Annotated in this window: 16 protein-coding genes; 6 read left to right on the top strand and 10 right to left on the bottom strand. The window is 43.5% G+C overall.

Translation table 11 applies throughout. The features are described 5' to 3' along the window. Positions 1 to 94: 94 nt before the first annotated feature. The gene (locus BUA78_RS06280) at positions 95 to 826 is read right to left on the bottom strand and encodes a hypothetical protein (RefSeq protein ID WP_072912098.1); all 732 of its coding nucleotides are present in this window, start codon (positions 824 to 826) and stop codon (positions 95 to 97) included. 337 nt (positions 827 to 1163) lie between these two features. Here BUA78_RS06280 and BUA78_RS06275 point away from each other — a divergent pair, with 337 nt between their 5' ends. Next, a complete protein-coding gene (locus BUA78_RS06275; protein WP_072912095.1) occupies positions 1164 to 2879 on the top strand; it encodes a [Fe-Fe] hydrogenase large subunit C-terminal domain-containing protein in 1716 nt (571 codons plus the stop codon). 94 nt (positions 2880 to 2973) lie between these two features. Continuing rightward, positions 2974 to 3141 carry a hypothetical protein gene (locus BUA78_RS20170; protein WP_175548980.1) on the top strand — a complete coding sequence of 56 codons (168 nt, stop codon included), beginning with the start codon at positions 2974 to 2976 and terminating at the stop codon, positions 3139 to 3141. 160 nt (positions 3142 to 3301) lie between these two features. Here BUA78_RS20170 and BUA78_RS06270 read toward each other — a convergent pair whose 3' ends face one another. Then, the gene (locus BUA78_RS06270; RefSeq protein WP_072912093.1) at positions 3302 to 3757 is read right to left on the bottom strand and encodes a hypothetical protein; all 456 of its coding nucleotides are present in this window, start codon (positions 3755 to 3757) and stop codon (positions 3302 to 3304) included. A gap of 217 nt (positions 3758 to 3974) precedes the next feature. Here BUA78_RS06270 and BUA78_RS06265 point away from each other — a divergent pair, with 217 nt between their 5' ends. The 3 genes from BUA78_RS06265 (at position 3975) to BUA78_RS06255 (ending at position 6212) form a co-directional block, all read left to right on the top strand. After that, a complete protein-coding gene (locus BUA78_RS06265) occupies positions 3975 to 4943 on the top strand; it encodes a sulfite exporter TauE/SafE family protein (RefSeq protein ID WP_072912090.1) in 969 nt (322 codons plus the stop codon). A gap of 76 nt (positions 4944 to 5019) precedes the next feature. Continuing rightward, positions 5020 to 5397, top strand: a complete 378-nt coding sequence (locus BUA78_RS06260) for a PadR family transcriptional regulator (protein ID WP_072912087.1) — start codon at positions 5020 to 5022, stop codon at positions 5395 to 5397. Then, positions 5394 to 6212 carry an extracellular solute-binding protein gene (locus BUA78_RS06255; protein WP_072912085.1) on the top strand — a complete coding sequence of 273 codons (819 nt, stop codon included), beginning with the start codon at positions 5394 to 5396 and terminating at the stop codon, positions 6210 to 6212. The genes BUA78_RS06260 and BUA78_RS06255 overlap by 4 nt, the downstream gene beginning before the upstream one ends. Positions 6213 to 6234: 22 nt before the next feature. On the opposite strand, the gene BUA78_RS06250 is transcribed toward BUA78_RS06255, so the two are convergent. The 5 genes from BUA78_RS06250 to BUA78_RS06230 all read right to left on the bottom strand — a co-directional run bounded on the left by BUA78_RS06250 (position 6235) and on the right by BUA78_RS06230 (position 10282). Further along, on the bottom strand, positions 6235 to 6648 hold the full coding sequence (locus BUA78_RS06250) for a metal-dependent transcriptional regulator (protein WP_072912082.1): 414 nt from the start codon (positions 6646 to 6648) through the stop codon (positions 6235 to 6237). A 79-nt stretch (positions 6649 to 6727) separates the two neighbouring features. Further along, entirely contained in the window at positions 6728 to 7570 is an 843-nt protein-coding gene (locus BUA78_RS06245) for an ATP-dependent DNA ligase (protein WP_072912079.1), read from the bottom strand. 89 nt (positions 7571 to 7659) lie between these two features. Next, positions 7660 to 8061: a YidH family protein gene (locus BUA78_RS06240; RefSeq protein WP_238456745.1), complete on the bottom strand. Its 402-nt coding sequence runs from the start codon at positions 8059 to 8061 to the stop codon at positions 7660 to 7662. Between the two features lie 265 nt (positions 8062 to 8326). Continuing rightward, complete coding sequence (locus BUA78_RS06235; RefSeq protein ID WP_072912077.1) at positions 8327 to 9793, bottom strand: aminotransferase class I/II-fold pyridoxal phosphate-dependent enzyme; 1467 nt, start codon at positions 9791 to 9793, stop codon at positions 8327 to 8329. A gap of 69 nt (positions 9794 to 9862) precedes the next feature. After that, positions 9863 to 10282 (bottom strand): EamA family transporter, encoded by a 420-nt coding sequence (locus BUA78_RS06230; RefSeq protein WP_072912075.1) that lies wholly within the window; start codon positions 10280 to 10282, stop codon positions 9863 to 9865. A gap of 127 nt (positions 10283 to 10409) precedes the next feature. Here BUA78_RS06230 and BUA78_RS06225 point away from each other — a divergent pair, with 127 nt between their 5' ends. Beyond that, positions 10410 to 10889 carry a YhcN/YlaJ family sporulation lipoprotein gene (locus tag BUA78_RS06225; protein ID WP_072912072.1) on the top strand — a complete coding sequence of 160 codons (480 nt, stop codon included), beginning with the start codon at positions 10410 to 10412 and terminating at the stop codon, positions 10887 to 10889. Positions 10890 to 10972: 83 nt separating this feature from the next. On the opposite strand, the gene BUA78_RS06220 is transcribed toward BUA78_RS06225, so the two are convergent. The 3 genes from BUA78_RS06220 to BUA78_RS06210 all read right to left on the bottom strand — a co-directional run. Further along, positions 10973 to 11191: a sulfurtransferase TusA family protein gene (locus tag BUA78_RS06220; RefSeq protein ID WP_072912069.1), complete on the bottom strand. Its 219-nt coding sequence runs from the start codon at positions 11189 to 11191 to the stop codon at positions 10973 to 10975. Next, positions 11151 to 12254, bottom strand: a complete 1104-nt coding sequence (gene yedE / locus BUA78_RS06215) for a YedE family putative selenium transporter (protein WP_072912067.1) — start codon at positions 12252 to 12254, stop codon at positions 11151 to 11153. The genes BUA78_RS06220 and yedE overlap by 41 nt, the downstream gene beginning before the upstream one ends. A gap of 353 nt (positions 12255 to 12607) precedes the next feature. Further along, positions 12608 to 12871 (bottom strand): IS3 family transposase (locus BUA78_RS06210; protein WP_139257273.1); only part of this gene is annotated, 264 nt, incomplete at its 5' end.

Genomic DNA, 12871 nt, shown 5'->3' with positions numbered 1-12871 from the left:
TTTTGTTAAATACTATCGTTTTTTGCTTTTTACGATTATTGTCTAAAAAATATTTTAATTAGCTAGCGATAGCTAAGCCAATCTAGCTATATCTTTAATTTTTCTCGTTCAAATCGCCCTCGATTGCTTTCATTTCCTGATGCTGACCCATAACTTTGCCGAGAAGATTGTCATCCAAACCTACTAGTCTGCCGACTGTGTAAATTAACTGGTCGGCCTGCCTAGGTATAAACTCAGGTGAACTGGCCACCGTTACGATCTCGGCTGGCTCTCGAAAAACAGGCAGGTCTTTAGCCTTTAGCAAATGATAGGGGATAACCTTAGGTCTCTCTCCAGGTAACACGCAATTCAGTTCTGCATGTAAAATATGATCCCTTACTTGTATCTTTCCCACCTGAGAAGGAGTAAACATGGAGTAAAGGATAGCTGGATCTGTGATATCCACTGCGTTTTCTGGTAACACCCAGTATATTTCCCCTACTAAACCCTCCCGGATGGAGTGCCATAAATAATTTTGGCAACCAAGCATTGGTAAATTAGATAAATCGAGATGAGAGTGCCCATATAAATCACTATGGGCATCAATATGAATAACTACATTATTCTTTTTGCCATGTAACCACCATCGTAGGTGACTTTGCATATGATTAATAAAGAGATAACGCCGATCACCCAGGGAGATACCTCTTTGCTGCAGCAAGTGAAATAAATCCAGGGGCTCACCAATCTGAACAGGTTGGTAGGCCGTGGGACGGTGATTGGAAACAGATTGCTTAATAATAGGTGACACAAAGTAATCTAAGTCTATATCCAGATAAAGGGACATAATTCCCCTCCTTTTGATCGGTATTCATTATATCATACAGCCAAGACAACTGACGAAGATTGGACATATTGTTCAATAATAATACTGTAGAAGTGTTTCGATTGGGAAAACTCAGTTAGAAAAACCGAAGTAACCCTCTCTTTTGCTAAGGCACTATTTTTGCATAGAAAATGGGTAAGGATGACAGAGTGCCCGATCCAATGAAGCAGCCTAGATATAAACAACCTTAAAAACACGTTTGATATGTATTCCTAAAACTAGTTGAATGTTAAAAGGATAAATAAGTATTCTGTCGAAATACACATAATAGTGACTTCTTAACCGGGAGGTGATTCCCATGCAACTTATAAAAACTGACCATGAAAATTGCCGTAAGTGTTATGCCTGTGTCAGGGCTTGCCCTGTTAAAACCATTGCCATCAAAAAAGGATTGCCGGAGATTATGGAAGAAGGTTGTCTGGCCTGCGGCCATTGTGTTTTGGCCTGTTCCATTGGTGCTAAGGTAGTTCATGATGATACAACTATGGTACAGCAGTGGATTGCCCAGGGGCAACCGGTAACAGCTATTGTAGCACCGTCTTTTCCGGCATCCTTTGCGATCTCGGGCGGTAAAATGGTAAGTGCTTTGCGTCGCCTGGGTTTTTCCACCGTTCAGGAAGTGGCCTATGGTGCTGGAGTATGTGCCAGGGAATATGCCCATTATTATCAACAGCACCCATCAAAGATGACGATTTCAACAGCCTGTCCGGCTGTTGTTCAATTGGTTGAGAAGCATTTCCCTAGTTTGCTGCCCCATCTGGCCCCCATTGATTCACCGATGTTAATACAAGCCAAGATCGTGAAGGCCCTGTATCCCGACCATAAAATCGTTTTTTTGGGACCTTGTTTAGCAAAAAAATATGAAGCCGAGGATGTTAATACTGCTGGCTACGTAGATGCGGTTGTTACTTTCCGACAGCTTAACCAGTGGTTTGCTCAGGAAGACCTTGATTGGCAGGAGTTGGCAGATGCCCTTTGGGATAATCCCAAGCCAGAACTGTCCCGGACCTTTCCAATCAGTGGAGGGTTGTTAAAATCTTCTAATATTCAGGAAGATATAGCCAGTATGGAAATTGTTGTGGTGGAAGGGGCTGGCCGTTGCATTGAAGTGTTAAAGGCGATGGAAAACGGCGAATTTACGCCTCGATTTTTAGATATGTTAGTTTGCGAGGGCTGTGTGATGGGCCCTGGTATGCTAAGTGATAAATCCTATGTTGTTCGTGCTCGTCAGGTTGCTGAACAAGTTCATCAAAATCAAAACAAAGAAATTGAAAAATTATCTACTCTGGTAGATCAGTTGGCCTTTGAACGAGTATTTACTCCCCAACCTCTAGAAAAGAAAAGTTTTACAGAAGAAGAAATTTGGCAAACTTTAAAAGAAACCGGTAAATACAATAATCATGATTTGATTAATTGTAGTGCCTGTGGTTATGACACTTGCTGGGAAAAGGCAGTCGCCTGTCTACAGGGGATGGCAGAAAAAGAAATGTGTTTGCCCTTTTTATTAAGGCAAGTCCCTTCTTTAACCAATAGCTTGATGGATATGAGCAACAAATTAATGCTCTCCATGGAGTCCATCAATTTCTCTACCCTAACCTTAAAGGGCACTACCTCAAAAATGAATAGTAAGAACCAACATTTAGAAACCCTCTTGGCGGAAACCAATGTAATTGCCAGCGATACCCTGGGATTAGCCCATAAGGTCTTAACCATGGTTTCCCAGTACGAGGTTCCAGCAGGTGGTCATAACGGGCCAGCTAACCTGGCTGCCGCAGAGGTGGCAGATATCAAGCAAATTGCCGCCCAAAGTAAGCTGCAGTCCGAGAATGCTACTCGTGTTTTTAAAGATATTGCCATTGTTTTAACACGACTTAAAGAAGATAGTGATATGATTTTGGAACAAGAAAAAGCTATTAAAGTGGTTACCAACTCTCTGGAGCAAATTGTGGCCACCTACGATCAATTACTTAACATCGGAGCGGCCATGGCTAACATAGGAAGAAATTATGTTTAAACATCCGGTAACTTGGCTACCGGATGTTCTTTTTGGCGTAGTTATTAAGCATGGATAAACTCTGACGAAGATACTACTTAGAGGAGGAATTTTAATGGAGAAAAAAGGTTCGGAAAAAAAGGGTCTACCTAAAACGGGTACCCTGGAATTATCACCAGAGCAGTTAAGAAAGCTAGAGCAAACTATTTCTATGAATACCATCCAGGGTACCGATACCAAAGACTTGGCAAAGGCATTAAGAGGGCTGCTAAAACAAAAGTAAAAGGAACCTCTCAACATGGATTAATATGCTCTCCTTGTGGTAGACAGTTGAATGATAAAACTGTCTACCACAAGGGGAGTTTTTTTCATGTGCTATAAAGCGAAAATATCAATAAGTCAAGTTCCTATTTATTGGGTTGGTTGCCCTAGAGTACATTTCTTTATAAAAGTTTAACGGCCCTTAAGTACTCAGCAACAGTTTTACCAGGCATATCATACAGATGAAGTTCTTGCTCTAATGCTTTGGCTTGTGTAGCCAAACCTTTCGGCAATTTGGCGATTGTTATATCCATGAGAAAAGCGACTGTATTAGCATCTGCTTCGGTAAAAACATAATCTCTGTCTCCACTGCCCAAAGTTGCTCGAATACCCACAATGGCAGGCTTAAGCCTGGCAAGACCATCCAAGACTGTTGAACGAAAACGGCCATCTAAAAGAACAGCCTTCACCAGAGCTGGTGAGCAGCTTGCGTATAGTGAGATGATAGTGCGGCCCTTCTCCGTTTGGCTAAGCAAATGATCCCGTATCTCTTTGACGATGGAAAGTATCTCAAAGGATGAACGGTTTTGACGTGCTGCTACAGAAAGCGGGCAAAGGCCAGGGTTCTCCCTCGACAAATGTTTCACCCCCATGATTAAACTCTACTGTATGATATTAACGCCATTGCCAATAGGCTACAGGTAATACAATATTGCCACAAAAGAAAAATTTCTTTGTAGCTGCGGATTTTTAGTTGACATATTTTTTCAATAAACATACTATTATAACAATCATATATGCACCATGCACTTATAAAAGGGCTTTGTTGCTTGACGAATTGAAGGGGGAGATCTTATGCATTTTCCTGTTTCCGGGGTCGATGTACTACCCTTTATTCCGCCATTGGTGGCATTTTTAGTATCTTCGCTGGTAGCTTCTGCCGGTGTGTCTGGAGCCTTTTTACTGTTACCCTTCCAAGTTAGTGTACTGCATTACACCAGCCCCTCGGTAAGTCCCACCAATTTAATTTACAATATCATCGCTATTCCAGGCGGTCTCTACCGCTATATTAAAGAGGGTCGTATGGCCTGGCCCCTTACCTGGATAGTTGTTATCGGTACCCTGCCGGGGGTATTCTGTGGAGCCTATATTAGGATTCTGTATCTACCCGATCCCAAAGCATTCAAACTGTTTATGGGGCTAGTGCTTCTGTACCTGGGCTATCGGCTGCTATCCGAAGTGTTGGGCTGGAACAAGAAGGTAAAAGAACAGAACAAGTTGATGCAGAAAAAATTTGCTGAGCAAGTGGCAAAAAAGAAGGAGGAAAACTCCAGTCGTCTGGCAGCAGGTTTGCCTGCCGAGGCAGTGGTAAAAACAAAATCCGTTTCCTGGAAAAAGATTGAGTACGAATTTTGGGGTGAAACCTATTCCTTTGGCACGATAGCCATTCTTAGCCTAGCTTTAGTGGTGGGTTTCATTGGGGGCATTTATGGTATTGGGGGTGGGGCAATTATTTCTCCCTTCTGCGTAGCAGTATTGGGCCTCCCTGTTTACACCGTAGCCGGTGCGGCTTTAGCCGGCACCTTTATTACCTCCATTGCCGGCGTTATTTATTACCATATTTTGGCCACCACTGCTATTGCCAGCCAGGTTGCTGTAGCACCGGATTGGCAACTGGGTGCTCTCTTTGGTATTGGTGGATTACTGGGCACTTACGTAGGGGCCCGTATTCAGAAGTTTATGCCAGATAAAGTGATCAAAGTTATCCTCACGGCCCTCATTTTGTTCCTGGCCTTTGGTTACATTAGCCAGTATTTCTTTTAAATAAATAGCCGTTTTCATCGTATCTCAATCATGTTAGTATTAGGCATACTTAGGTATAGAATTTGAGGTGAATCCTATGCAGGAAGAACAGCAAAACCCTGCCTATGTTTATATTACGGGACGCATCGATAAGATGCTGGTGCCTACTTTGCTCTACCAGTTAGCTCAAAAACCTGCCCATGGCTATGAGTTAATTCAGAAAATCAATGAATCCGGTTTTTCAGAAATTGAGGCAGATCCTGCCACCATTTATAGAAACCTCCGTCGGATGGAGGAAGACGGCTTGGTCATCTCCCATTGGGAAACCGAGCACACCGGTCCTGCCAGACGGTCTTACCAGTTAAGTACCGAGGGGCATCAGGCCCTGGATTACTGTGTGCAATTAATCAGTGAGAAAGTAGAAAAAATGCAGGCTTTTTTAGAGGAATATCGGCGGGAGGTGAAGGATAGGTGAGCAATCAGGTCTTAAAAATATTACATGCCGGTGCTTTGCGTAAGCCAATGGTGGAGTGTGCTAAACTCTTGCAGGAGGTTTACCCGGAAGTGGACATCCGTCCGGAATCTTTTGGTTCACGGGCATGTGCGAGGCAGGTGCGGGAAGGTAAGGTAGTGGATATTCTAGCGTTGGCGGACCCGATGCTTTTTGAAGAACTTCTGGGGCCGGAATATATAGATAAATACTATATTTTTGCTAATGACCAGATTGTGCTGGCGTATAACGAATTTTCTAAGGGTAGCGGGGAAATCAATGCGCAAAATTGGTTTGACATCCTTCGCCAAGAGGAGGTCATTTATGGGAGATCCAACCAAAACTTAGACCCTTGCGGTTACCGAACTCTCATGGTGTGGCAATTAGCAGAACATTATTATCAACGCCCTGATCTTTTCAGGAACCTCGATCGAAGGTGCCGAGGAGACTTGATTTATGCCAAGTCCTACGATTTGGCTGCAGATGTGCTGGTGGGTAAACTGGATTATGCCTTTGCCTATCTTTGTGTAACCAATCAATTTGGTCTTAAGCACCTGACTTTGCCAGAGAAGATAAATCTCTCAAATCCGGCGCATGCGTCCTATTATAGCCAGGCCACTGTCAGCCTGCAGGGAAAAAGCTCTGGGGAGATGATTACCATTGCCGGAGCACCTATTGAATTTGCTATTGCTATCCCTAAAAATGCCGAAAATATTGCTATAGCGAAGGTCTTTCTGGAACTGATTTTAAGCAAAAGAGGCCAACAACTCCTGGAGGACTGCGGATTAATACCGTATTAGCACGGACAGCTAACAGAATTGATTAGAAGTTTTTTTGGCAGAAGTTTTTGTATTGATCTAACCAAGCAGGATGCTCGTGGCTGAATTTTACGAAATTAATGATTGCCGACAGGGTGGGAAGAGAAAGATAATGCTCCATTGCTTCGGCCTCTGCCGCAACATCACATTCCGAGCCAATTAATTTTAAAAATTCACGGATAATACGGTTTCTCTCAACCAAAAAATGACCTAACTTCTTACCCCGATCAGTTAAAATAATTTCCCTGTAACGACGGTAGTTAATATAATTACTTTCATCCAGTTTTTGCATGGCTTTCGTGACGGAAGGCAAACTAACGTTTAGACAAGCAGCAATATCAGTTGCTCTGATTGTTTCTCCACTTAGGCTGATGCGGTAGATTTCTTCCAGGTAATCTTCCAAGCTGGGAGACAACAAGAATACCACCCCCTTTAATCAACATATCAAATGCTAGCAGAAATATTACAAAGTTCTAATACTTTTCTACCAGATTCATTCATACCTCAAAGCCCAGCCAATGGCAATCCCGCATATTGCCCTTAAGGGACCAAGTGGTGAATTTTACTCTGCCGCGAATTCCTGCTGGCAGCCAGGTAGTGGGGCCATCGGTAGTGCCGTATCTGGCTACGATCTCCCACAATGCGGCTTTATCATTTTTACCTATGCCCACAGCATGACCTTGTACCTCCTGGCCAGTGCCAACCAGAACAAAACCATCCTGCGGCTTAAAGCCCAATACGTTAATCAGAGCTTCCTGGTAATTCTTAATTTTTAGCCACTTTGACGAGCGCCCGTGTACATAGGGGCTATTTTTCTTTTTGGCCACGATTCCTTCCAGGCCGTTCTTTTTTACCGCTTCCCAAAGGGCTAGGCCGTTATTCTCCAGCCAATCCATCTTTGTTACATATTGATTATTTTGCAATGCCTGATCTAACAGACTTTTTCTTTCGAGAAGCGGTTTGTTGGTTAGGGATTCACCGTTATGCCATAAGATATCCCACACCACATAACTGACGGGCTTTTTTATCATTAAATCCTTTGCTGTCCGGGGGTTGGCCAAATATCTTCCCATAATCCCTTCAATGTCTGGTTTACTATCGGTAAAAACTGCTATCTCTCCATCAAAAATACATTCTGTAGCCTTTACCGGCGGATTTTGCAACTCTGGAAAGGCCTGGGTACAATCCCTGCCGGTTCTACTTTGCAGGCGCACCTGGCCTCGATTGTAGTGTAGGAGGCAGCGAACTCCGTCAACCTTCCACTCAAATAGATGATCTGGGGAATCAAAGGGATCTTTAGCAATTTCCAGCAGCATTGGCTTAATCGGAAAGGGAAGCACAGTATCACCTCAGGGGTAGTATACCCCGTAGTTTATAAGTGACGGCACAATAACTACAATCACTTACTTGAAGTGTAGGGAGGTGGATGTTAGGGGAACATGGTTAGGAGAAAGGTAGCTAAAACAGTAACTAAAATAATAATGGCGGCCAAAATAAAGTTAAGGGTAATGGAGGTGATATATTGCCCTTCATTGATTTGGCGCCTGGTTTGTTGAAAACGAATTACCGCCAGAAGGATGACAATGCCAGCCAGAACATTTAAAGCTGCCCCTAAGTAATTTGACATCAGGTGGGCTGGAGATAGTTCAATACCTTTCTTAAAGGGAGAAAGGTAAAAGGAGAATTTTTCTAATATAAAGCCAAGTCCCATTATGGTTATCGCGGTTCTGATCCATGACAAAAAGGTTCGTTCATTGGATAGGTGTTCACGGATGTGCATCCGGTCTCCCTGGATAGAACGATGGTTTTCTTTATTCTTACCTCTCTCCAAAAGGTAGGCACCTCCCAGTACCAAGCTCTAGATTTTCCTATATGTAGTATCTATATTTGATTTAATCAATATCCAGATAAAGTCTTTTAGAGAGAATGAACATTCCATTTAATATAGTAAGGAAGGTCTTTGATGTAAGATGCTCCCCTCATGGTAGTTGGTTTTATTCTTTAACCTATCTACCGTATGGAGAGCATATCAATCTTACATATATATGATTACTTTATTGCGTAAAGTTTTAGCAAATCCAGCAGTATTTTGCGAGTTATTTTAGCACTTGCACGGTTGCCAGGCTGGTATCAAAACTTCCTTGAAAATGCACTCCCAGATGGCGCATGGCAATGAGGTAATCAATAATATCCTGGTTATATCTTTCGCCGGGGCAAATAACAGGGATGCCCGGTGGATAGCAAGTGATAACCTCAGCGCTGATGTGCCCTACCGCTGCAGATAAAGCCACGGGGGTGGGAGAAGACCAAAAGGCCTCCCGAGGCGGTAAAGCCAACTCAGGAATAACGGGATAAGGGTTGATGTTTTCGACTGCCCCGTGGGCCGCTGTGATTTGCGGAGAAGTCTTCAGGGTGTAGGCCATATCGCTTAAGGCAGACAGCAGATTATTAGCATCGCTACGCCAATTGCCAAAGGTGACTAACAGCAGCAGGTTAAACACATCTGCCATTTCCACCTGCAGCCGATATGTTTCCCGCAGCCATTTTTCCGCCCACAGGCCACTGACTTTAAGACTTCGCAGAGAAATGGTGATCTTGGTAAAATCCAGACCATATACTCCCGGCTGCCCAATCATTTCTTCTCCTAATACCTGTAATCCCAGTGTTTTTAACTCAGTCCTCAAAAAATGGGACAGCTCCAGGGCACTTTCCGTCAGTTCCCTACCATGATGGGCTAGTTGGGCTCTGGCTCCGTCCAGGGAACTCAGCAGTAAGTAAGAGGTGCTAGTGCTTTGCAAAAGTCTTAGCATACTCTCCAGACGCTGTTGGTTAAGGCGATTACCCTTGAGATGTAACATAGAGGCCTGGGTAAAGGAGGATAGCATCTTATGGGTCCCTTGTACCACAGCATCAGCACCGGCCAGCAGAGCGGCTTTGGGCAAATCCTCATGAAAACCAAAGTGCGGACCGTGGGCTTCATCTACCAGTAGGGGCAAGCCATGTTGATGCACAATTTGGGCAATGGTTTCAATGTCCGAAGCAATGCCTTGATAGGTGGGATAGACCAGCAAAACAGCCCTGACGTCTGGATGTTTTTGCAGACACGCCGCAATGCCGGCCGGAGTTGTACCGAGGGGAATACCGTAATCATAATCATACTCTGGCATAAAAAAGACCGGCACTGCCCCGCTTAAAATAATACCACTTAGGATGGACCGGTGAATATTCCTAGGTACAAGAATTTTTTCGCCGGGTTTGCAGGAAGCCATCACCAGGGCCTGCAAGCCGCAAGAACTGCCGTTAATTAAAAAGTAAGTCTTATCAGCTCCGAAGGTAGCAGCAGCCAGTTCCTGGGCTTCTTTAATAATACCCTGGGGCTGATGCAAATCATCCATCCCCGGGACATTGGTGACGTCTGCCTGATAGACTCGATCACCCAAAAATTGGAGGGCGGGGTTATGAGTCATCTGCCCCCCCTTATGGCCAGGCATGTGCCAGCGAATGATCCTATCACTGTTATATTTTTGCAGCGCATCAATGATAGGGGTTTTTGTTTTATACATAGTCATTCCCCCGCATATTTTCTATACCTTAATATGCAGCGGGAGGGTTACTTGCTAGTGGAAATAAATTCACGATAGGCTAATAAAAATGAGTCCGATGGTGATAAAGGCTGCCCCAATCAATTGTTGACCGGTTACTATTTCGCTGAAAAAAAGAAAGCTAAATAACATGGTCACCAGGGGAGCGCAAGCCATCACGAGGGAAACCTCATTGATGTTGCCCTTTTTCAGGGCAGCAAAATACGCTAAATCTCCCAGAAGTGTAGCCAAAATGGCCTCAATACCGATAAAAATCCAGAACAGGGGAGGAATTTGTAGCATTTGTTGAAAGCCACGGGACCCAATTAACCAGCCCAGCACTAGGGTGGCAGCAATCATGGTTCGTAAGCAGAGAGCTGTCAGTGGGTGTACATTGTATAAACCCAGTTTGCCAAAAAGTGGTGCTAAGCCCCAGCAGAACATGCCTAAGAAGGCATAAAGAATAGCCATATCATTGCCCCCTGAAAGTTTCTCCAATTTTGTATATGCTTCCCTGCAAGGAAAAATACCTGTCCTCGCATAGCGCAGAGTACCAAGGGAATAATAGCATTGATCAATTATTAGGAGGCGTCACAACATGAAGGATATCAACAAATTAATTCTTCTGCCCATGACGGTGCTATTGGGGGCATCCCTGGTCTTTGGTGGTTGTACCGCTGCCAAGAAGCCTGAACCAACCACTCCTGCCCCTACCACCCCTCGAGCTACAACACCTGCACCAGGCTATCCTAGGGAAGTAGCAGACCGGACCGTGTCCGAGGCAAACAAGGTAAATGGAGTTCGTGGTTGCACAGCCGTTGTATCTGGCAAAAATATTTACGTGGGACTGGATTTAAACAGTAATTTGGAAAAAAACAAATCAGTAGCGGTGGAAAAAGAAGTTTTAGACAGGGTTAAGAAAAAAGAAGGTAACTATATGGTAACGGTCTCCTCCGATGTAGATACCGTTACCAGAATTAAAAAGGTATCTCAAGGGGTAGCAGCTGGCAAACCCATCGAGAGCTTTGATCAAGAAATGCGGGATATTGGCAATCGGCTGCAACCAAAAACCAAATAAGCCAAAAGTGACCCCAAAATAAAAACCAAGTTGACGTAAAGATACATCCGGTCAACTTGGTTTTTATTATGGAGTTGAGGTATTTATTTAATTTTTATCAGTGTAAGCATAAAGTCACTGTCTTGTTTTGTTACTTTAACCTGGCAGTTTGAGTTTTCCGCAATGCGAGTTATATTCTCCACAGCTACCTTGTTGTCTACCAATACGGTAATTTCTTGAATAACTTGATCCTGGAGAACCTGTCTGGTCAGGAGCACAGGTTCAGGACAGGAAAGTCCCCTGGCATCCACATGTTTTTTCATTTTTTACTTCACCCCCAACCTTAAACTTGCAAAGAGCAAAGCCCATACCTAGAGTAAAGATAAGTCCTAAAACAACTGCAACTTGACCCGCCTGAGGGACGCCTTTAGCACTTGCCGCCCAACCAAAATTATGAGCAAAGGCTGCACCGGCCAGTAAGCCAAGAACTGTGACAACTGCATCGGTATTACCCTCAGAAGCAGCTACCAATTGTCGCAGGGGACAACCTCCTAAAAGAATGGCAGTTAGTCCGGCAAGTAGCATTCCTAAAAAATTCCATAAACCGTCAGTATGGGCCAGTGGCTGGCCAATAAAACCTAACTTAAAACTTCCAACCAACAAATTTCCCACTAAGGCAGCAACGAATACTGCCAGAAAGCCATACATTAGATGATAGTCCTTAAAGAAGATAGCATCTCGAATTCCCCCAGCCATACAAAGCCTTGAACGTTGAGCCATTATCCCAATGACTAAACCTGCTCCAATGGACAGAAATAACGGTGCATGCATGGAACCGGGACCCGTTTTGCTAGCAAAAAAGAAGGAAGGAATTATGAGTGCGGCTATTAATAAACTAAGGATAAAGAGAGGAAAAACATAACCGTTTGCCGGAGACATTTTAGCAGCTCGCCCAAGGGATAAACCTCTTCTTAGGAACATAGTGCCAATGATAATACCTATTATCAGACCAATCAGACCGATGCCTGCATTAAAATCACCACCCGCCAGACGTAAAACCGTTCTTACAGGACAACCAAGAAACACGAGCATACCCAGCATACCCGCAAAACCTAGGGAAAATCTTATGATTGGGCTGGAGCCTCCGGTGGCCCGAAATTCCTTGGTGATTAGGGCAGCAAGGGTGGCACCTAAACTAAGACCAATAATTTCCGGTCGCAAATACTGAACGATCTGAGCCTGGTGCAGTCCTAAAGCTCCTGCAACATCCCGTAACATGCAAGCAATACAAACACCGTAGTTTCCTGGATTGCCCATGAAAACAAGAAGAACGGCCGAGATACCTAGGATTAACCCGCTTAAAATAATTAGTGCATGTTTTTGCAATGAAATCCCTCCTTAATAACAGTAGCAAAGACCACCCCTTTTTGATCACCTCACTTATATGCTTTTTTGGGTAATATTATCTATAATGAAATAATTATCCTTTATAACTGTTATGAATAATTTTTATAGTAGCGTTATTTTTGATAACTTAAAATAATAAGTTTGGATCATAATGATTTATGATTTGTATGTTAGTTTAGGATTGTGGTGGTTCTAGGAACAAGAAAGACTAGGTTTTAATTGATAGCTTTCTAGGCAATTGGCCCTTAAAATAAAAAAAGCCAACGGTGCTCTGAACCGAACCAGAGTAAATAGACACGGAAAAGAAAAGCAAATCGTAGAATATTTTTGATTTACACCGCCTGGCTCCGTTTTTCAAACGGGGTCAGGCGGTATTTTAACTGAAAACGCTCAAAGTTATAAAAATGGATATAATCATCAATCAATAATTGTGCCTGTTCAAAAGTTTGCACTCTCTGACGGGAAATGCATTCTGTTTTAAGGAACGAAAAGAAATTCTCAGCTAAAGCGTTGTCATAAGGATTTCCACGCCTTGACATGGACGGCGTAATGCCGTATCTTTGGGTCAGGTCAAAATATGCTTGTGAGGTATATTG

The sequence above is a fragment of the Desulforamulus aeronauticus DSM 10349 genome, from assembly GCF_900142375.1.
GTDB lineage: Bacteria > Bacillota > Desulfotomaculia > Desulfotomaculales > Desulfotomaculaceae > Desulfotomaculum > Desulfotomaculum aeronauticum.
The sequence above is the reverse complement of the archived record's forward strand: the minus strand, read 5'-3'. Positions and strand labels throughout refer to the sequence as shown.